Annotated in this window: 20 protein-coding genes; 10 read left to right on the plus strand and 10 right to left on the minus strand. The window is 63.5% G+C overall.

The genetic code is table 11. The annotated features are described in order from the left end of the window. Positions 1 to 9 precede the first annotated feature (9 nt). Both ACCD03_RS11485 and ACCD03_RS11490 read right to left on the minus strand, forming a co-directional pair. A complete protein-coding gene (locus ACCD03_RS11485; protein ID WP_325648835.1) occupies positions 10 to 564 on the minus strand; it encodes a surface-adhesin E family protein in 555 nt (184 codons plus the stop codon). 65 nt (positions 565 to 629) lie between these two features. After that, on the minus strand, positions 630 to 1,502 hold the full coding sequence (locus ACCD03_RS11490) for a D-amino-acid transaminase (RefSeq protein ID WP_413411604.1): 873 nt from the start codon (positions 1,500 to 1,502) through the stop codon (positions 630 to 632). Between the two features lie 165 nt (positions 1,503 to 1,667). On the opposite strand from ACCD03_RS11490, the gene ACCD03_RS11495 reads away from it, so the two are divergent. Together ACCD03_RS11495 and ACCD03_RS11500 are read left to right on the plus strand one after the other, a co-directional pair. After that, positions 1,668 to 2,177, plus strand: a complete 510-nt coding sequence (locus tag ACCD03_RS11495; RefSeq protein ID WP_413411605.1) for a GNAT family N-acetyltransferase — start codon at positions 1,668 to 1,670, stop codon at positions 2,175 to 2,177. 104 nt (positions 2,178 to 2,281) lie between these two features. Continuing rightward, complete coding sequence (locus ACCD03_RS11500; protein ID WP_045206525.1) at positions 2,282 to 2,602, plus strand: hypothetical protein; 321 nt, start codon at positions 2,282 to 2,284, stop codon at positions 2,600 to 2,602. An 18-nt stretch (positions 2,603 to 2,620) separates the two neighbouring features. Here the strand turns inward: ACCD03_RS11500 and ACCD03_RS11505 are convergent, their stop codons facing one another. From ACCD03_RS11505 to ACCD03_RS11520, 4 genes are all read right to left on the minus strand, one after another. Beyond that, positions 2,621 to 3,364, minus strand: coding sequence for an ABC transporter ATP-binding protein (locus tag ACCD03_RS11505; protein WP_045206524.1), 744 nt, complete (start codon positions 3,362 to 3,364; stop codon positions 2,621 to 2,623). A gap of 11 nt (positions 3,365 to 3,375) precedes the next feature. Continuing rightward, positions 3,376 to 5,202, minus strand: coding sequence for an ABC transporter permease subunit (locus ACCD03_RS11510; protein ID WP_413411606.1), 1,827 nt, complete (start codon positions 5,200 to 5,202; stop codon positions 3,376 to 3,378). Between the two features lie 4 nt (positions 5,203 to 5,206). After that, positions 5,207 to 6,259: a branched-chain amino acid ABC transporter permease gene (locus ACCD03_RS11515; protein ID WP_325648844.1), complete on the minus strand. Its 1,053-nt coding sequence runs from the start codon at positions 6,257 to 6,259 to the stop codon at positions 5,207 to 5,209. Between the two features lie 114 nt (positions 6,260 to 6,373). Next, positions 6,374 to 7,258 (minus strand): IclR family transcriptional regulator, encoded by an 885-nt coding sequence (locus tag ACCD03_RS11520; protein ID WP_413411609.1) that lies wholly within the window; start codon positions 7,256 to 7,258, stop codon positions 6,374 to 6,376. 278 nt (positions 7,259 to 7,536) lie between these two features. Between ACCD03_RS11520 and ACCD03_RS11525 the strand changes: the two genes are divergently transcribed. The 5 genes from ACCD03_RS11525 (at position 7,537) to prfH (ending at position 12,412) form a co-directional block, all read left to right on the plus strand. Then, the gene (locus ACCD03_RS11525) at positions 7,537 to 8,496 is read left to right on the plus strand and encodes an MBL fold metallo-hydrolase (RefSeq protein ID WP_252693508.1); all 960 of its coding nucleotides are present in this window, start codon (positions 7,537 to 7,539) and stop codon (positions 8,494 to 8,496) included. 2 nt (positions 8,497 to 8,498) lie between these two features. Next, positions 8,499 to 10,178, plus strand: a complete 1,680-nt coding sequence (locus ACCD03_RS11530) for an FAD-dependent oxidoreductase (protein ID WP_413411610.1) — start codon at positions 8,499 to 8,501, stop codon at positions 10,176 to 10,178. A 17-nt stretch (positions 10,179 to 10,195) separates the two neighbouring features. Continuing rightward, on the plus strand, positions 10,196 to 10,405 hold the full coding sequence (locus ACCD03_RS11535) for a DUF2783 domain-containing protein (protein WP_045206515.1): 210 nt from the start codon (positions 10,196 to 10,198) through the stop codon (positions 10,403 to 10,405). 262 nt (positions 10,406 to 10,667) lie between these two features. Beyond that, positions 10,668 to 11,795, plus strand: coding sequence for an RNA ligase RtcB family protein (locus ACCD03_RS11540; protein WP_413411611.1), 1,128 nt, complete (start codon positions 10,668 to 10,670; stop codon positions 11,793 to 11,795). Then, on the plus strand, positions 11,795 to 12,412 hold the full coding sequence (gene prfH, locus ACCD03_RS11545) for a peptide chain release factor H (RefSeq protein ID WP_253542571.1): 618 nt from the start codon (positions 11,795 to 11,797) through the stop codon (positions 12,410 to 12,412). The genes ACCD03_RS11540 and prfH overlap by 1 nt, the downstream gene beginning before the upstream one ends. On the opposite strand, the gene ACCD03_RS11550 is transcribed toward prfH, so the two are convergent. From ACCD03_RS11550 to kduI, 4 genes are all read right to left on the minus strand, one after another. Further along, positions 12,409 to 13,461: an aldo/keto reductase gene (locus tag ACCD03_RS11550; RefSeq protein ID WP_413411612.1), complete on the minus strand. Its 1,053-nt coding sequence runs from the start codon at positions 13,459 to 13,461 to the stop codon at positions 12,409 to 12,411. The genes prfH and ACCD03_RS11550 overlap by 4 nt on opposite strands. Before the next feature lie 102 nt (positions 13,462 to 13,563). Then, a complete protein-coding gene (gene kdgR / locus ACCD03_RS11555; protein ID WP_413411614.1) occupies positions 13,564 to 14,403 on the minus strand; it encodes a DNA-binding transcriptional regulator KdgR in 840 nt (279 codons plus the stop codon). A gap of 84 nt (positions 14,404 to 14,487) precedes the next feature. After that, positions 14,488 to 15,273 (minus strand): 2-dehydro-3-deoxy-D-gluconate 5-dehydrogenase KduD, encoded by a 786-nt coding sequence (kduD, locus tag ACCD03_RS11560; protein WP_413411615.1) that lies wholly within the window; start codon positions 15,271 to 15,273, stop codon positions 14,488 to 14,490. Between the two features lie 4 nt (positions 15,274 to 15,277). Then, positions 15,278 to 16,114: a 5-dehydro-4-deoxy-D-glucuronate isomerase gene (gene kduI, locus ACCD03_RS11565; RefSeq protein WP_413411617.1), complete on the minus strand. Its 837-nt coding sequence runs from the start codon at positions 16,112 to 16,114 to the stop codon at positions 15,278 to 15,280. A 278-nt stretch (positions 16,115 to 16,392) separates the two neighbouring features. Here kduI and kdgT point away from each other — a divergent pair, with 278 nt between their 5' ends. Genes kdgT through ACCD03_RS11580 form a run of 3 tightly spaced genes read left to right on the plus strand, consistent with a single transcriptional unit; the run spans position 16,393 to position 18,669 of the window. Then, positions 16,393 to 17,409 (plus strand): 2-keto-3-deoxygluconate transporter, encoded by a 1,017-nt coding sequence (gene kdgT / locus ACCD03_RS11570; protein ID WP_252693516.1) that lies wholly within the window; start codon positions 16,393 to 16,395, stop codon positions 17,407 to 17,409. Between the two features lie 46 nt (positions 17,410 to 17,455). Next, positions 17,456 to 17,914 carry a nuclear transport factor 2 family protein gene (locus ACCD03_RS11575; RefSeq protein ID WP_413411619.1) on the plus strand — a complete coding sequence of 153 codons (459 nt, stop codon included), beginning with the start codon at positions 17,456 to 17,458 and terminating at the stop codon, positions 17,912 to 17,914. After that, positions 17,911 to 18,669 carry an SDR family oxidoreductase gene (locus ACCD03_RS11580; protein WP_413411621.1) on the plus strand — a complete coding sequence of 253 codons (759 nt, stop codon included), beginning with the start codon at positions 17,911 to 17,913 and terminating at the stop codon, positions 18,667 to 18,669. Before ACCD03_RS11575 ends, ACCD03_RS11580 begins: the two co-directional genes overlap by 4 nt. Positions 18,670 to 18,705 lie beyond the last annotated feature (36 nt).

Consider the following 18,705-nt stretch of genomic DNA (forward strand, 5'->3'; position numbering starts at 1 on the left):
ACCACAGCGTTAGCGGCCCACCCCGCAAAAGCGGCCGGCAATCCATTCGAACACGCTGCCTTCGCGCAGCGAGCGGCTTTGCGCCTCGTCGCCGTAGTGGATCTGGTAAAGCGGCTTGCCGCTGGCATTGCGCGCGCGGTAGAGCGTTTGCGCAATCACCGTGTAGCTATGTCGCGCGCAATCGAGCACCACCTGCTTGACCGAAGAGCGGATCGGCTGGCCATCTGCCGTTTTGATCGTGAAGTCGGGCAGCACGTTGCGCAGCAGCCGGAAGTGCACGGTATGCGAATCGGCATCCGCCTCAGCGCTTGGCTCTGGCTTGACCGATTGCCGGTCGATATACGAAACGATGCCGTTGATGCTCTCGAACCGGCGCCAGCGGGAATCGGTGCTGGCCGATTCAGGCACGGGTGCCGCACCGCCCGTCACGGCCTGCGCGGACGCTGTCGGCACAGCCGCCGACGCAGACACAGTTTGTGCGGATACGGGCATCGCTGCCCACTGTGCGGCAACCAGAGCGGTCGCCGCGATGGCGCTTTGCCAGCGCCAGCCTCCTGTTTTCATGGGATATCTCGCCTTGCTCCAAAAACTTAGCGGGCGATTCTACCGCGATGGCGCTACCGCTTACATCACATCTGGCCAACGGGCTCGGCAACGTCCACGCCGGCAAAGCGCAGATACAGCGTGCGCAGTGCCTGCGTGAGCGAGCCCGGCTGGCCGTTGCCGATCTGCACGCCGTCGATGGACACCACCGGCATCACGAACGTCGACGCGCTCGTGTAGAACGCTTCGGCGGCTTGCTGGGCTTCGGCCACGGTGAAGGTGCGTTCCTCCAGCGTCAGGCCGTGTTCGCGCGCCAGCGCCAGGATAGACACGCGCGTGATGCCCGGCAGCACGGCGTTCGACAGCGGACGCGTAATCAATCGCTTATCTGCGGTGATGATGAATGCGGTCGACGACGCGCCTTCGGTCACGCGGTCGCCATCGGTCATCCAGGCTTCGTGCGCACCGGCACGGGCAGCGATCTGCTTGGCCATCACCTGAGGCAACAGGCCAACGCTCTTGATGTCGCAACGCTTCCAGCGCAGGTCGGGCACCGTCACCACGGTTGCGCCTTTCTTCGCCAGCGGGCTATTGACGATGGACTTGACCTGCGTGAACGCCACAGCCGTCGGCGTGATGTATGCCGGGATACCGAAATCGCGCTCGGCCACACCGCGCGTGACCTGCATGTAGACCACGCCCTCCTCCAGCCCATTGCGTGCCACCAGCTCTTCGCACACGCGCGTCCATTCGGCGGCGGTGTACGGGTTGTCGATGCCGATCTCAGATAGCGAGCGGGTCAGGCGGGCGAGGTGCGCGTCGTTGTCGACGAGCTTGCCGCGGGCCACAGCGGTCACTTCGTAGATGCCATCAGCAAAGGTGAAGCCACGATCCATGACGGAGACGGTGGCTTCGGCGGCTGGCACGTATTGGCCGTTCAGGAAGATGATTCGGGACATGCTGGGAGAAGGAATTCAGGCGCGGGCGGGACTGCCCTGCCAACCAATCTACAGGATACGTGCGCCATGCCGCGAATACCGATGTGTGCCCACGTTATGCGAAAACAGCATGATGCGCGGGACACGTCCGGTAAACTCTGCCGTTTTTCGGCCCATCGCGCGCCCATGCCTGAACTCACCATCCGCCCGATCGTTGCAGACGACCTGCCCGGCATCCTGGCCGTACAGCAGGCGTGCTACGGCGACGCGTTTCTGGAACCGGGCGATGCGCTTGCCAGCCGCTGGGCGCGCAGCCCGGCCATGTGCCTGGTCGCACTGCGTGAGTCTGAAGTGGTCGGGTACCTGCTCTCGCATGCGTGGCACGCATGGACGCCGCCCAAATTGCACGTACCGCTGCCCGACACGGATGCAACCGATGTTCTCTGGTTCGTGCATGACATGGCCATCGCACCCGGGGGCCGTGGCCAGCGGTTGGGCGAGCGGCTTTACGCCCTTGCCGCCGCCCGCGCTCAGACACAGGGCCTGGGCCGATCCCGGCTGGTGGCGGTGCAAGGCGCGGATGGCTTCTGGCGCCGCCTTGGTTATCGGTCCGTCGACATGGATAGCGCCGCGTTGGGAGCCCTGCTCGCCATCTACGGCGAGGATGCTGAATTGATGGAACGCGCGTTGCCGTGAGCGGCCATCGCGTCACTCCGTTACAATTTGCAACATCCGTATATCTTCTGTAAGACTGCGCGCGCCCGGTTCAACTACAGTGCGACGTCTTGAGGAATTCCCACATGCATAAGAACTTCGCGCTGTTCGTGCTGGCAACCGCTGCGGCGCTGTCGTCGCAGGCGGCTCTGGCCCGCGTCAATGTCGATATTGGAATCGGCGTGCCTGTCGCACCCGTTTATGTCGAACCGGCGCCGGTCTATGCCCCCGCTCCCGTGTACGCACCGCCCCCGCCGCCGGCCTACTATGCGCCGCAGCCGGTCATCGTTGCGCCTGGCTACTACGACGATGGTCGCGGCCGCGAATGGCAGGAACGCCAATGGCGCGAGCAACGCTGGCGTGAGCGTGAATGGCGCAGGCACCATCGTCACGACGACGACGATTGATCCCGCACACGGCCGCGCTCAGGCGGCCTTCTTTGCCAGTCCCAGGTAGGTCTCGATCACGCGCGGGTTGACGGCCAACTCCTGCGCCGGGCCTTCGAGCGTCATGTCGCCCGTTTCCAGCACGTAACCGTAGTCGGCCACCTGCAGCGCGGCGCGTGCGTTCTGCTCGATCAGCAACGTTGCCACGCCGGTTTTGCGCAGGTCGCTGATGATGTGGAAGATTTCTTTGACGATGAGCGGTGCGAGGCCAAGGCTCGGCTCATCCAGCATCAGCAACTGGGGCTTGGCCATCAACGCGCGGCCCACCGCAAGCATCTGGCGCTCGCCGCCGGAGAGCGTGCCGGCTTCCTGCACACGACGCTCTTTCAGGCGCGGGAACAGGTCGTACACCACTTCCATCTGGTCTAGATAGTTGCGCTCGCCCGCCCGCTTGCGCCGGTAAGCGCCAAGCACGAGGTTGTCTTCCACGCTCATGGTGGCAAACAGCTCGCGCTTTTCCGGCACAAGGCACATGCCACGTGCCACGCGCTTTTCCACCGGCAGACCGGTCAGGTTGTGACCGAGGTACGAGACCACGCCGCTGGCCGAACCGGTGGTCGGCAGCGCGCCCATGATGGCGCCGAGCATCGTCGATTTGCCCGCGCCGTTCGGGCCGATGACGGTCACGATCTGGCCCGCTCCCACCTTCAGGTTGGCGCCATGCAGCGCCTCCACCTTGCCGTAGCGGACGTGCAAGTCCTTCACTTCCAGGATGACAGACATGCGCGTTCTCCTTATTCCACGCCGCCCAGGTAGGCTTCCAGCACGGCCGGGTTCTGCTGCACTTCCTGCGGCAGCCCTTCGGCAATTTTGGTGCCGAATTCCATGACGACCAGCCGATCGGTGAGATTCATGACGAAGTCCATGTCGTGCTCGACCAGCAGCACGCTCATGCCTTCGGCTTTCAACCTGGTGAGCAGCGCAGCCAGCGCCTGCTTTTCCTTGTAGCGCAGGCCCGCGGCGGGCTCGTCCAACAGCAGCAGCGCCGGATCGCAGCACAGTGCACGGGCGATTTCCAGAATGCGTTGCTGGCCGAGCGCCAAGCTGCCGGCTTCCTGATACATGCAATCGGCCAAGCCCACGCGTTCCAGTTGGCGGCGCGCTTCAAACAGCAGCTTCTGCTCTTCAGCCTGGTTCATGCGCACCACGCTGGCGAGCACGCCGCCCTGCGCCGCGAAGTCGCCGCGCAGATGGGCGCCAAGCGCTACGTTTTCCAGGACGGTCATGCCCGAGAGCAATTGCACATGCTGGAAGGTACGGCCGATGCCGCGTTTGACGATCTCACGCGAAGGCATACCGTTGATGTGCTCGCCACGGTAGAGCACCTCACCACGCGTGACCGGCAGCACGCCTGTCACGAGGTTGAAGGTGGTCGACTTGCCCGCGCCATTGGGGCCGATCAGGCCGATGATCTCGCCGGCTTTCACCTGGAAGCTGACGTCATTCACGGCAACAAGGCCGCCAAACTCCTTGCGTGCGGAGCGTACGTCGAGGATCAGCTCGCCAGCATGCGGCTTCTCGCGCTGCTTCAGCGCCGGCGCGTCGTCGGGTGCACGCGCCGTCGGTGCCGAGGGAAACAGCTTGCGGATGAACGGCCATACGCCGTCACGCGCGTACTGCAGCAACAGCACCAGCAGAACGCCGAACACGATGATCTCGAAGTTGCCGTTGGTGCCCAGCAGCTTCGGCAGAATGCTTTGCAGGCTGTCTTTCAGGATGGTCAGCAAACCCGCGCCGAGCACCGCGCCCCACACGTGGCCCACGCCACCGACCACCGCCATGAACAGGTATTCGATACCGTAGTTCAGGCCGAACGGCGTTGGGTTCACCGCGCGCTGCAGATGCGCATAGAGGAAGCCCGAAATGCAGGCCAGCACCGCTGCACACACGAAGATCACCACCTTCATCCACGCCGTGTTCACGCCCATTGCCTCGGCCATTGTGCCGCCGCCCTTGAGCGCGCGGATAGCGCGGCCGGGGCGCGAATTCAGCAGGTTCTGCACGGCCAGCACAGCCACAACAACGACGGCCCAGATCAGGTAGAACATCTCGCGCCCGGTCTGCAACGATTTACCGAGTACGTTCAACACAGGAATGCCGTTCAGCCCGTCGTACTTGCCCAGGAATTCGAGGTTGCCGAACAGGAAGAACAACGACAGGCCCCACGCAATCGTCGCCAGCGGCAGGTAGTGGCCCGACATGCGCATCGTGATCAAGCCGATCACATATGCACTGACCACCGTGATCACCAGCCCGGCCAGCAAGCCGATCCACGGCGAAACACCATACTGCGTCGTCAGATACGCAGTGCTGTACGCACCCAGCCCAACGAACGCCGCTTGCCCGAACGAGGTCAGGCCGCCCACCCCGGTCAGCAGCACCAGCCCCAGCGCGACAAGGCTATAGAGCCCGATATAGTTCAGCAGCGTGATCCAGAATTCGGGCGTGGGCACGACCGGAATCAACGCGAGCACAACCACAAACAAGGCGGTCAGCACGCGGTTGCGCGAAAGCCAGCCGCGCTGCGCAGGGCCTTCGGAAGATTTGGTCAGCGTGTTCATCGGCTTATTCCTCTTCCTCGACATGCTTGGTGGTGAGCGATCGCCACAGCAGCACGGGAATGATGAGCGTAAACACGATCACCTCCTTGAACGCCGACGCCCAGAACGACGAATACGACTCCAACAGCCCAACGAGCAGCGCGCCCAGCGCAGCCACCGGATAGCTCACGAGCCCACCCACGATCGCGCCCACAAACCCCTTCAGGCCGATCAGGAAGCCGGACTCGTAGTAGACCGTAGTGAGCGGAGCAATCAGGATGCCGCACAGCGCGCCCAACGCCGCCGCCAGCGTGAAAGCCAGACGCCCCGCCTGCGTGGTCCCGATGCCGACCAGCCGCGCACCCAGCCGGTTCACTGCCGTCGCACGCAGCGCCTTGCCCGACACCGTACGGCCAAAGTAGAAGTACAGTGCCACGATCATCAGCACCGATACAGCCACTACCCACAGGCTCTGGCCTGACACGGTGAGCGAGCCCAGATCAAAGCGCGCATCGGAAAACGCATCCGTGCGCGAGCCTTCCGCGCCAAACATCACGAGGCCGAGGCCCACCATCGCAAAGTGCACGCCCACCGAAACGATCAGCAGCACCAGCGTGCTGGCTTCGGCCAATGGCTCATAGGCCAGGCGGTAGATCATGGGGCCCATGGGAATGACGATCAGCAATGTCAACGCGACCTGCGCAAGCATGGGCAGCGTCATCGGGGCGAGCATGCTGGCGGCGATGTACACCGCAATCGGAAAGACCAGGTATTTGACCGCATAGATGGCGCCCGTGCGTAGCGCATGCAGGCGCAGTTCGGGTTGCAGCAGCGTGCGGCCCATCTCAACAAGAAACGTCAGCACGCCGAGCACAACCAGCATGCTGGCCGACAGCGGCGCCTTGTTGGCCTGGATGGCCGCCAGCGTGAGCGCGCCATACGCGACGAATTCGCCCTGCGGGATGAAGATCACGCGCGTGACGGAAAACACCAGCACGAGCGCCAGTGCCAGCAGCGCGTAGATCGCGCCCGATGTCACGCCGTCTTGCGCCAGGATGGCGGCAATCGACAAGTCCATGAAGCTCCTCGTTCTTGTAATCGTGGAGTTCGCGCCGGATGTGAACCGGGCGAGGGGGCGCCACGAGTTACGAGATAGTAAATTTCTTACGACAGGATGAAATTGGCGACAACCCTAACGCGTCGCCCTGCTCCGCCGATTGCCGGCCTTGGCGGGGCTGACCGCAGGCGCCTGCAGCATGGCAGACAGGCGCATCACGAACGTGCGCAGCGTGTGCTCCAGCTCGCCACCGCGCTGCGCGTGAAACAGCGGTTGCAGGTTCAGCGCAATCAACACCAGCACAAGTTGCCCGCGCGCACCGAACACCGGGAGCGACAGGGCATTCACGCCCGGCAGCAGACTACCCGTGACCCACGATGCGCCTTCGGTCCGGACGTCTTCACACAGACGGTAGTAATCGGTTAGCGAACGCGGCAGGCCCGGCAGGTCGTCGCTGGCACGCTCGTGCAGCTCGCGCTCAACGAGCGGCAGCGTCTGCTCCATCGGTTGATAGGCGCCAAACAGGCGGCCAGTGGCTGAATTAAGCATCGGCAAGACGTCGCCAATGCGCAGGTTCACGCCAGGCGCACCACCGGCCTTCTCCCAATGCACAACGGTCGGGCCACGATCGCTCCAGACAGCAATACCAATCGTGTGACCGGTCTGGTCTCGCAAGCCGGCAAGCAACGGCCGCGTGCGGACAATGGCATCGGAGCGGTTGAGACTGGCCAGACCCAGGCGCAGCGCAAACGGCCCGAGTTCGTAGCGGCCGGTCAGCGGGTCTTGCGACACGGCGCCCACGCGCTGCAGGCTCACCAGATAACGATGCGCCTTGGACGGATGCATACCCGCCGTGCGTGCCAAATCGCCGAGCGCCATCGCCCGCATGGCACGCGTCAGCGCCACCAGTAATTGAGCGCCGACCTCAATGGATTGGATGCCCGAACGGTCACGGTTTGCGCGCGCGTCTTCAACATCGCCATCGGGTGGCAGGTCGTCTTCGACTTCCGGAGTCTCCATGTCTTGGGGGCGCATTGGCTGGGGCTGAGCCGACAAAGTGCTGCGAGCGTAGCACGCAGCTTCGCCTCGACGGCCAGTTTTTGGTTTTTATGCATTGTAGAAATAATGCTTCTAATCATAATTCACGTATACCCTAAGCGCATCCCCGGACCCTGCGGTCTATGATTGCCAGCGTCCGGTATGGCTTGGTATCAGCACGCCCCAACCCAAGCTTTTCGGCTTGAGCACGCTCAATAAAAATTCCTCAAACCGTAATTCACTACACCAGGAGTGACAGAATGGCCAAAGCCTTCGCCTCGCAAGCCGACCTCGAGGCCAAACAAGTCACCTTCACCCAGCTCTCCCCCAACGCTTACGCCTACACCGCCGAGGGCGACCCGAACTCGGGCGTCATCATCGGCGACGACTCGGTGTTGATCGTCGACACCACCGCCACGCCAGCGATGGCGCAAGACCTGATCGCACGCATCCGCGCCATCACCGACAAGCCGATCAAGCACGTGGTGCTGTCGCACTATCACGCCGTGCGCGTGCTCGGCGCGTCGGCCTACTTTGCAGAAGGCGCGCAGAACATCATTGCCAGCCGCGGCACGTACGAGATGATCGTCGAGCGCGGTGAGGCCGATATGAAATCGGAAATCGAACGCTTCCCGCGCCTATTTGCCGGCGTGGAAACCGTGCCGGGCCTGACTTGGCCGACGCTAGTGTTCGAGCGCGAGTTGACGCTCTTCCTCGGCAAGCTGGAAGTGAAGATCCTGCACCTCGGCCCCGGCCACACGAAGGGCGACACGGTGGTGTGGATCCCGTCGCAGAAGGTGCTCTTCTCCGGCGATCTCGTCGAATACGACGCCGCCTGTTACTGCGGCGACGCGCAGCTCGAAGAATGGCCCGCCACGCTCGATGCGCTACGCACGCTCGGCGCCGACAAGCTTGTGCCGGGGCGTGGCCCCGCGTTGCTCAATCCGGCCGAGGTCGACAAGGGTCTCGCCTATACGCGCGATTTCGTGTCTACCTTGCTCCAGCGTGGCAAGGAAGCCGTCGCGCAGAAGATGGACCTGAAAGCCGCCATGGCGCACACCCGCGCAGCCATGGATCCGAAATTCGGCAGCGTCTTCATCTACGAGCACTGCCTGCCGTTTGATGTGACGCGCGCATTCGATGAGGCCAGCGGCATCAAGCACCCGCGCATCTGGACCGCCGAGCGCGACAAGGAAATGTGGGCCGCCCTGCAAGGCTGAACATGAATCCCGACTTCCAGAATCGCGTCTTCGCGTATGCGCCGTGCGCCGAGCAGCAACCCGGCGCGACACCTGAGGCTCGCCCCGTCGTCATCGTCGGTGCGGGGCCGGTGGGGTTGGCAACGGCCATCGATCTGGCGCAGCAAGGTGTGGCCGTAGTCGTTGTCGACGACGATTGCTCGCTGTCTACCGGCTCGCGCGCGATCTGCTTCTCCAAGCGTTCGTTGGAGATTTTTGATCGGCTCGGCTGCGGCGATTGCATGGTCGACAAAGGCGTGAGCTGGAACGTCGGCAAGGTCTACCTGAAGAACGAACTGCTCTACAGCTTTGACCTGCTGCCCGAAACCGGACACCGCCGGCCGGCGTTCATCAACCTGCAGCAGTACTACGTCGAAGGCTTTCTCGTTGAACGCGCGCAAGCCTTTCCGAACATCGAGCTGCGCTGGACGAACAAGGTGACGGGCCTCTCACAGGATGCCGATGGCGTGACGCTCACCATCGAGACGCCCGACGGCACGTACGAGCAGCGCGCGCAATACGTTGTGGCCGCCGACGGCTCGCGCAGTCCGGTACGACACCTGATGGGCCTCGAAGCGCGCGGCCAGACGTTCAAAGACCGCTTCCTGATCGCCGACGTTCGCATGGATGCGCCCTTCCCCAGCGAGCGCTGGTTCTGGTTTGACCCGCCGTTCCATCCGAATCAGTCAGTACTGCTGCACCACCAACCCGACAACGTCTGGCGCATCGACTTCCAGCTCGGCTGGGACGCCGATCCCGTGGCCGAGAAGCAACCGGAGCGCGTCATCCCGCGCGTGCGCGCGCTGCTGGGGGAACACGTCGATTTCGAGCTGGAATGGGTCAGCGTCTATACGTTCTCGTGCGAACGCATGGACCACTTCCGCCACGGCCGCGTGCTCTTTATCGGCGACGCGGCACATCGGGTGTCGCCGTTCGGCGCACGCGGCGCCAACAGCGGCTTGCAGGATGCCGAGAACCTCGCGTGGAAGTTGCGCATGGTGCTCGACGGCGATGCGCCCGACGCGCTGCTCGACACCTACGCGAGCGAGCGCGAGTTCGCCGCCGACGACAACATCCGTCACTCCACCCGCTCGACCGACTTCATCACACCCAAGAGCGCAGTGAGCCGGCTTTTTCGCGATGCCACGCTGCGCTTGGCCAAGCACTATCCGTTTGCGCGGACGCTGGTCAACAGCGGTCGGCTGTCCATGCCGACCGTGCTGGAAGGCTCTGCATTGCAGACAGAAGATGAAGCGCCCTTCGCCTGCGCACTCGTGCCCGGCGCGGTCGCACTTGACGCGCCGGTGCGCAATGCCGATGGCCGCGCCGATTGGCTCCTCAGTCATCTGCACGGCGGCTTCATGGCGCTACGTTTCTGCGGTGCGGGAGAACACGTCGATGCGCTGCCGCTGCCCACGCTGGCAATCTTCCCGGTTGGCGGCATGGGCACGGTCTCTGCCAACGTGACCGCGCTGGAAGACATCGACGGCTTGGTCGCGCAACGCTATGACGCGCGCCCCGGCACGACCTACCTGATCCGCCCAGACCAGCACGTCTGCGCACGCTGGCGCGCGCTTGAGCCTGCCAAGCTGGCCGCTGCGTTGCTTCGTGCCACCGGGCAAACCGCACCTGCGGAAACGCCGCACGCCACTGTCTCCGCCTGAGCTGAATACCGACCGCCATGCCGCTGAACACGCAACCCAATCTGCCGCGCCCCGATGATTTTTACGAAGCGCTGATCGACGCGCATCGCAACCTGGACGACGAGCACAGCGCGATGCTCAATGCACAGCTCATCCTGCTGCTCGCAAACCATATCGGCGACATGGCGGTATTGCGTGAAGCGCTGGCGGCGGCGCGACTTGCATTGCCGGCGGCAACAGCAACCTGAGCGCCATCGCGTTTCAACAATCCAACACTTACGCTTGATCGTACTTGCGACTGCGCAAAGTGCGGTGCTAGTATCCGCCCCGCTTACCGATCAACCATTTTGCATAGGAGGAAAAAACATCATGCGTCACCTTGCTTTCCCCTTTGCAGGCCCTTGCCTGGGTTGATCGAATCTCTCGCGCTGTAGTTCGCAGCGTCTTCGCATTGCCCCGGCCTTCGGCCTGCCAGATCAGATTTTTTTTCAGACCTGATATGGATATTTCATGGGCAATTGCATCTTGCATTTGTTCGACGGCGTCTCCCTGATCGCCTCGGACGACACCTGGATCGAATGCGACGCGATCCGACAACTTCAAACCACCAAAGCACTCGACGGCATGCGCCATGTGGCCGGCATGCCCGATCTGCATCCCGGTCGCGGTTACCCCGTTGGCGCAGCGTTTTTCTCGGTCGGCCGGTTGTATCCGGCATTGATCGGCAACGACATCGGCTGCGGCATGGCGCTGTGGGCCACCGATCTCGACGCCAACAAGGTCAGCCTGGACAAGCTTGAAAAGCGTCTCGGCAACATCGATACGCCACTCGACGAAAGCTGGAGCGAGCGTGTCGCAGCATTGGCACCGGCTGGCACCGACTTCGATGCAGCGCTTGGCACCATCGGTGGCGGCAACCACTTTGCTGAGCTACAGCGCGTCGACGAGATTTACGACGCAGAGGAACTGCCGCTGGACCCACGCCAGCTTCTACTGCTGGTGCACAGCGGCTCGCGAGGACTCGGCCAGGCCATCCTAGATGAGCACGTGCGCACGTATGGCCACGCCGGGCTCGCACAGGACGATGCAGCGTGCGCCGCCTATCTGGCGCGCCACGACACGGCGCTGTACTTTGCCAAGGCCAACCGCGAACTTATCGCGCGCCGCATGCTCGACCGACTGCACGCGCAGGGCAAAGCGTTGCTCGACGTGCATCACAACTTTGTCGCGCCGGCCACGATATTCGGTGAGCGCGGCTGGCTGCATCGCAAGGGCGCAACGCCATCAGATGCCGGCGTGGTCGTCATCCCAGGCTCGCGTGGGGACTACAGCTACCTCGTCGCGCCACGCCCGAGCGAACACGGCTTGTTTTCGCTCGCCCACGGCGCGGGCCGCAAGTGGATGCGCAGCGAGTGCAAGGATCGCCTCATCCGCCGCTTCACGCCAGCGCAGCTCAATCGCACCAAGCTCGGTGGCCATGTCATCTGCGAAGACAAGCAGTTGATCTACGAAGAAGCGCCCGAGGCCTACAAGCCGATCGAGAGCGTCATCGCGCCGCTGGTGGACGCCGGCCTGGTGAAAGTGCTCGCGCGTCTGCGCCCGGTGTTGACGTACAAGACGCGTGGGGAGTGCTGCTGATGGTGTTACTGCAACTCTCTTCCGCCCAAGGCCCGGCCGAATGCGAACTGGCTGTGGTGAAAGCGCTCGCGCGGCTGCAACGCGAAGCTGCAGCCGCCGGCGTCCAACTCGAACTGCTGGAACAGGAGGATGGGGAGCGCGCCGGCACGCTGCGCTCCGCCTTGATCAGCCTGGAAGGCGACTCCGAGAACGCCGTGGCTCGAGCATGGGAAGGCACGATCCAGTGGACATGCCCGAGCCCGTATCGGCCACGGCACGCGCGCAAGAACTGGTTCTTGGGAGTGGCGCGCTGTGCGGCGCCGTCAGAAACGCTACCCAGCGAGATCCGCTTCGAGACCACGCGTTCGTCAGGACCCGGCGGGCAGCATGTCAACAAGACGGAATCGGCCGTGCGGGCCACGCATATCGCCACGGGCATCAGCGTGAAGGTGCAGACCGAGCGCAGCCAGCACGCCAACAAGCGGCTGGCCGTGCTGCTACTCGCACACAAGCTGGCGGACGATGACGCGGCAGCCGATGCAACACGGCGTGCGCAACGGCGCGCGCTCCATCATCATGTGGAGCGCGGCAACCCGCACCGCGTGTTCAAAGGCGAACGATTTGAGCCGACAGACTAGCGTCCGGCCTGCCGCGTTCCGGCAAGCTGGCCGCGCCGGTACTCACCTTGCCGCTCCAGCATCCAGCCCGGGTATTCGGCCGGGAGTTTGCTCAGCTCATCGAGCTGCGCCAGCTCTTCCGCCGTCAGCTCAACCTTGGTGGCCGCGATGTTGTCGTCGAGCTGCTCAATCTTCTTGGCACCGACGATCACGGTGGTCACTGCGCGCTGATGCAGCAGCCAAGCAAGCGCAATCTGCGCAACCGACACGCTGCGCGCATTTGCCATGACGCGCATGGCATCCACGCACGTATAGGCACGTGCACGGTCCACTGGCGGAAAGTCGAACTTGTTGCGGCGGCTGTCCTGTTCGCCGTGCTGCTCGCGCGTGTATTTGCCGCTGAGCAAGCCGCCGGCCAGCGGGCTCCAGACCATCAGGCCCAGGCCTTCGCTTTTGAGCATCGGCACCAGTTCGCGCTCAAGATCACGTCCGGCGATGGTGTAGTACGCCTGCAAGCTTTCGAAGCGTGCGCAGCCGAGCCGCTCGGCAATCCCCAACGCCTTGACGATCTGCCACGCTGCCCAATTCGACACGCCCACATAGCGCACATGGCCATGCTGGACGAGCGTGTCGAGCGCACGCACGGTTTCTTCAATGGGCGTGGCGGGGTCGAAACCATGGATCTGATAAAGATCGATATGGTCGAGCTGCATGCGTTTCAGGCTCGCCTTGATGCCATCCATGATGTGCAAGCGTGAGGCGCCGCGTGCGTTCATGCTTTCGCCGGTCTGGCCGAACACCTTGGTGGCGACGACCACGCTGTCGCGCGACACCTTCAGGTTCTTGAGCGCCTGCCCTGTCATCTGTTCAGCGACACCGTTGGCGTACACATCAGCCGTATCGATGAAATTGATGCCGGCGTCGAGCGCGCGCCCGATCAGGCGCTCGGCATCGGCTTGCTGCAAATCGCCGATGTGCTGCCAGATGCCGTCGTTGCCGCCGAAGGTCATCGTGCCGAGGCACAACTCAGAAACGAACAGGCCGGTCCGGCCCAGTTGGTTGTAACGCATGTGATCGACTCCAATACGGTGGAAATGGAATGCTGAGCGCACAGGCTCAGATGCGGGAAACAACGCAGAGGATAGGACGGACCGGCTGATCCTGCAGAGCGCTCAGTCGGATGCAGGGTGATGGCCCAGGCGCGAAGAGATGGCCGCGCCAGCCTGCTGCAGCAGCGCGACGTAGTGCGCTTTCGTATCGGCGCCGCAACGCATGGTCGGGAACGAGATCGACAGCCCCGCAATCACGCGGTCAAAACGGTCGAACACCGGCACGGCAATGCACAGCAGACCGTCTTCCTGCTCTTCGTTGTCTTCGCCAAAACCTTGCTGGCGCACGCGCGGCAGGATGCTCAGCACGGCCTCGGCAGAGGCAAGCGTCTTCTGCGTGGATTTCTTGAATTCCACCTTCGACAGCACCTCGCGCGCCTCTTCCGGCGGCATGTACGCCAGCAGCACCTTGCCAATGGCCGTGCTGTGCAGCGGATTGCGGCGGCCGATGCGCGACTGCATGCGCAAGCCGTAATCGGCGTCGATCTTGTGGATGTAGATGATGGCGTCTTCGTCAAAGGCGCCCAGGTGAACAGCTTCGCGCGTGAGCTGACCGATGCGCCGCATCTCGGTGTCGGCCTCGCGGACGAGGTCGACATTCTCCAGCGCCTTGGCGCCAAGCTCGAACAGGCGGATGGTCAGCCGGTATCGATCGGTGTCGCCTTCCTGGGCCACATAGCCGAGACCTTTGAGCGTCTGCAGGAAACGGTGCACGGTCGTCTTCGACATGCCCAGCCGCTGCGACAGTTCGCTGGGGCCGACGGCGCCGAGCTCGCCCATCGCGCCCAGGATGGTGAACACCTTGTCGACCGCCGAAACCGATTCGGCCTTATCGGCACCGGTATCAACGGGTTCGTTGGCGGACAGGGCTTCCGGCTTGCGTTGCCGGGGCGTGGCTTTCATCTCTCGTGGTTCCGTGATTTCAAAATCTGGAGAGAGCATAACCGGTCTCATACCGCGCTCCATCAATCCACCTGCCGACTTTGCCTACCGCGCCAGCCAGCCGCCATCCACGGCGAGCGTGTGACCGTGCACGTAATCCGATGCCGCCGAAGCGAGAAACACCACCGCGCCCGCGAGGTCATCCGGCACGCCCCAGCGCCCGGCCGGAATGCGCGCGAGAATCTCTTCGCTGCGTTGCCGGTCTTCGCGCAATTGCGCCGTGTTGTCGGTTTTCATGTAGCCGGGCGCGATGGCGTTGACGTTGATGCCACGCCCCGCCCACTCGTTGGCCAGTAACCGGGTGAGACCCAGCACGCCGCTCTTTGACGCGGTATACGACGGCACACGAATGCCGCCCTGAAACGACAGCATCGACGCCACGTTGATGATCTTGCCGCGGCCACCTTGCCCAACGAAATGCCGTGCCACCGCCTGCGAGAGAAAGAACACGCCCTTGAGATTGACGTCGATGACGGCATCCCAATCGGCTTCGGAAAATTCCAGTGCGTCGCAGCGGCGAATGATGCCGGCGTTGTTGACGAGGATGTCGACGCGGCCGAAGGTGTCCATCGCGGCTTCCACAATGCTGCCGATCGGCTCCAGCGAAGACAGATCGGCTCGCACGTCGACGAACCGGCGGCCGGCCGCTTCCACGCGCGAGGCCGTCTCTGCGGGGTCCGAACGGTTGCCGCCTACGATGTCGCAACCCGCCGCAGCAAGCGCCATCGCCATGCCCGCGCCCAACCCCGTGTTGCTGCCGGTGACGATGGCCACCTTGCCGCTCAGGTCGAACAGGCTTGCGCCCTGGAGATAGGGATTCTCGAGCCGCATGGTGTCAGCGCAGGTCGGCAATGGCGATGTGGTCCATGTCGTGGAACGCCTGGTTTTCGCCGACCATGCCCCAGATGAACGTATACGCCTGCGTGCCTACGCCCGAATGGATCGACCAGCTTGGCGAGATCACGGCCTGCTCGTTGTGGACGAGGATGTGGCGCGTCTCCTGCGGCTCGCCGAGCATGTGGAACACGGCGGCGTTGTCCGGCAGGTTGAAATAGAAATAGACCTCCATGCGGCGCTCGTGCGTGTGGCACGGCATGGTGTTCCACAGGCTGCCGGGCTCGAGCTTGGTCATGCCCATCGAGAGCTGGCAGGTGGGCAGCACGTCCGGCACGATGAACTTGTAGATCGTGCGCCGGTTGCTGGTGGCCGGATCGCCGAGCGTTTCGGGCGACGCCTGCGCCAGTGTGATCGTGCGCGTCGGATAGGCCGTATGGGCCGGCGCGCAGTTGATGTAGAACTTGGCGGGCCTGGCGGCATCGTCGCTGCCGAAGACGACGTTCTGGCCGCCCTGGCCGATGTAGATCGCCTCTTCATTGCCGACGGCGTGACGTGTGCCATCCACCTCCACCCAACCCGGACCGCCAATGTTGATCGCGCCCAGCTCGCGGCGCTCCAGCAGATGGCTCACACCCATCGACTTGGCGAGCGATGCCGGCACCTCCACCGGCCGCGTTGCCGGCCACGCACCACCAACGATGATCCGGTCGATATGGCTATACGTGAGCTGGAGCGCATCGCGCTCGAACACCCGTTCCACCAGGAACTGGCGGCGCAGCCCGGCCGTGTCGAGGGTTTTTGCGTGTTCGCTGTGGATTCCTTGCCGCACTTCCATGCCATTTCTCCGTCGGGATGCGCCGGCATCCGCGTACGCCGCCGGCTGTTCGGGTTGGATTGAAGCACAAAAAACAAAAATACGGAACGTCGATCCATATTTTTGATGCCGGGCGAATATCGAGTGGAATAGCGTTGCACCGCACACATTTGCGCCCTCGGGTAAACGATAAATCAGCACAGCTAAAAACATGGAACATCGTTCCATATCATCCGCTATAGTCACCCCATGATGTTGGACCCCAACCAACCGAGCCCATAGAGGCTCACGGAGGAGACGTGAAGATCAAGAAGGCGATTGACCGCATTCCGGGCGGGCTGATGCTTGTGCCGCTGCTGCTGGGCGCATGTGCGCATACGTTCGCACCCGATGCCGGGAAGTACTTCGGCTCGTTCACCAACGGCCTGATCACCGGCACGGTGCCGATCCTGGCGGTGTGGTTCTTCTGCATGGGCGCGACCATCGACCTGCATGCCACCGGCGTGGTGCTGCGCAAGTCGGGCACCCTGCTCGTCACGAAGATTGCCGTGGCGTGGCTGGCGACGCTGGTGGCTGCGCAGTTCATTCCGGATGAAGGCATCAAGACCGGCATCCTTGCCGGGCTGTCGGTGCTGGCAATCACCACGTCGATGGACATGACCAACGGCGGACTCTACGCCGCCGTCATGCAGCAGTACGGCACCAAGGAAGAAGCCGGTGCGTTCGTGCTGATGTCGATCGAATCGGGGCCGCTGGTCAGCATGTTCATCCTGGGCGCAACAGGCATTGCCGTGTTTGAGCCACGGCTGTTCGTGGGCGCGGTGCTGCCGTTCCTGATCGGCTTTACGCTGGGCAATCTCGACAGTGAACTGCGCGAGCTGTTCGGCCGCTGCGTGCATCCGCTCATTCCGTTCTTCGGTTTTGCGCTGGGCAACGGCATTGACCTGCACGTGATTGCCAAGAGCGGCCTCCCGGGCCTGCTGCTCGGCCTGACGGTGATCATCATCACCGGCGTGCCGCTCATCCTCTCCGACAAATTCATCGCCGGCGGCAATGGCGCTGCTGGGTTGGCGGCATCGTCCACGGCCGGCGCGGCGGTTGCCAACCCGGCCATCATTGGCGAGATGATTCCCAAGTTCAAACCCATGGTGCCGGCTGCCACGGCGCTGGTGGCCACGGCGTGTCTCGTCACGGCGATTCTCGTGCCGATCCTGACCGCGATGTGGGTGCGGCGCGTGGGCCGTGCGGCGCCGTTACCCGAGCCGGAAGCCGCGGGCCTGCCGCCGCAGGCTGCGCACCGCGAAGCCCATTTCTGACCACGCCTGCGATGCACCGCACACCAGACCCGAGAGGAGATTGCCCATGCCGTTGCACACGTTTGTCCGCCGCATTGCGGGCGTTGCCATGACCGCCGCGCTCGCTGTCGGCAGCGCCCTCGCCCATGCCGCCACCGATGCCGATACGGTTGCGCAGGCCGTGGAGCACATGCGCGTCGCCATGGTTGCCAGCGACGGCGCCACGCTCACCAAGCTGATCGAGAACGATCTGACCTACGGCCACTCGTCGGGCAAGCTGGAAGACCACGCAGCCTTTCTGAAGGCGCTGGACGGCACGAATTCATTCAAGTCGATTGCGCTGACCAACCAGACCGTGCAGGTCAACGGCGACAACGCGTGGGTGCGCCACGTGTTCGACTCCGTCAACAACCTGCCCGACGGCAAGACCAGCACCGCGCATATCGGCGTGCTGCAGGTATGGAAAAAGCATCCGGACGGCTGGCGCCTGTTTGCGCGCCAGGCTTATCTGCTTCCGAAGCAATGAGCGGCGCTGCTTTTCCCGGGCGCCTGGCGGGCAAGACCGCGCTCGTGACGGCCGCTGCGCAAGGCATCGGCCGCGCCTGCGCCGAGCGCTTCGCCCGCGAGGGTGCCCGCGTGATCGCCACCGATCTCCGCATCGATGCGTTGAACGACGTGCCATTCGACGTCCGCCGCCTCGACGTGCGCGATAGCCGGCAGGTGAATGCCCTTGCCGCCGAGCTTGGCGGCATCGACATCCTCTTCAACTGCGCAGGCTTCGTACACGCCGGCTCGGTGCTGGAGTGCGATGAGGATGCGTGGGATTTCTCATTCGACCTCAACGTCAAGTCGATGTACCGGACCATCCGCGCGTTTCTGCCGGCCATGCTGGAACGCGGTGGCGGCAGTGTCATCAACATGTCGTCCGCCGCGTCGAGCATCAAGGGCGTTCCGAACCGCTTTGTGTATGGCGCATCGAAGGCCGCGGTGATCGGATTGACCAAATCCGTGGCGGCAGACTTTGTGTCGCGCGGCATCCGCTGCAATGCGATCTGCCCCGGCACGGTGATGTCGCCATCGCTCGCGCAGCGCATCGACGAACAAGCTCGCGTGCAGGGCAAACCGCGCGCAGAAGTCGAAGCTGCGTTTGTCGCACGTCAGCCGATGGGGCGCCTCGGACAACCGGAAGAAATTGCCGCGCTGGCCGCCTATCTCGCTTCCGACGAAGCCGCCTTTACGACCGGGCAAGTCCACCTGATCGACGGCGGCTGGTCAAATTGATACCTTGATGCCCTTCCCCCAACCGATTTGAGCCTT

It is taken from the genome of Ralstonia sp. Ralssp135, from assembly GCF_047304345.1.
Taxonomy (GTDB): domain Bacteria; phylum Pseudomonadota; class Gammaproteobacteria; order Burkholderiales; family Burkholderiaceae; genus Ralstonia; species Ralstonia chuxiongensis.